The 1,106-nt window shown below is 32.0% G+C and carries 1 protein-coding gene; it reads left to right on the plus strand.

Going from position 1 to position 1,106, the window contains the following annotated elements:
- Positions 1-225: 225 nt before the first annotated feature.
- A partial coding sequence (locus C8C76_RS15010; protein WP_108143066.1) for a hypothetical protein occupies positions 226-1,106 on the plus strand: 881 nt, incomplete at its 3' end.

The raw sequence follows: 1,106 nt of genomic DNA on the forward strand, positions 1-1,106 counted from the left end.
CCAGAGATTCCGCAAATGATTTTTAAAAAATAAGGAGAATACAGTTCAAACAGTATTCTCAGCAGTAGTTCCAAAATAAAGAATATTAGAAATATTAGTCATACAATTATCCCAATTAAAAACCTTATGATGATTGATAATTCGGGCTTTAATAAAGGAAATCCCCGCCCTTTTTTGAAAGTGTTAATTGACAAGAAAAACACACAAAAAAGGAGACGGGGAAAAATGAAAACTAAAAATCATACATTAAGTTGTTATCAATATTGTAACAGGGTCTACGATTTAATTCAAAAATTAGAGCAGATTGAAGATAAAAGAGTTCATCCTTCAGTAAAACTACCAACTGTAATTTTAGTTAATCTTTTTTCTTTAATGTCTGGATTGCACAATTTTAAAACTATGGAAGAGGCAATTAATGATGGTGATTTTGATGAGTTTTTTGAGAATACAAATCTACCATCTGCAGATACCATATCCTATGCTCTAAAGCATGCTAATTTGGATGATCTAAGACAGATAGCAGTAGATACTATTCAGAAAGCCAGATATAATAAATCATTAAACGCGAATACAATAGATGGTTTAAAGGTAGTTGCAATAGATGGCAGCAATGTCTTTAGCATGGAAAGTGAGAGATTAGGTAAAAACGCTCATAAATATGAGCACAATGAGGGTAAATCAATAAAATATCATGAAAAAATGATAGCAGCCTCTTATGTGGGTGAAGGCTTTGCTCCGATTTTAAAGATGGAGAGAATTGAGGCTGGAGAAGGTGAGCTAACTGCAGCTAAAAAGCTTGTTAGGAGTCTCAACAGGGATCATCACCAGTATTGTGATGTAATTGTGGTTGATTCACTCTACATAAATGCACCATTTATCAATACCTGTATAAGAAATAATAAAGATGTAGTAGTTAGAGTTAAACAGGAAAATAATTTAATAAAAGATGCTGAAGGTTTAACTAAAAACAGAAAGCCTGATCATATATATGAAGGTATTAATCCCGGAGATGAAGAAAGAACCACAGGTACTTTTTATGATCTTAAAATCTGGGATGAAGAGAATTTTAATTGGTCTGATGTAGATAAACCACTTAGAGTATTAAA

Origin of the sequence: Halanaerobium saccharolyticum, from assembly GCF_003053565.1 — a bacterium.
GTDB lineage: Bacteria > Bacillota > Halanaerobiia > Halanaerobiales > Halanaerobiaceae > Halanaerobium > Halanaerobium saccharolyticum_B.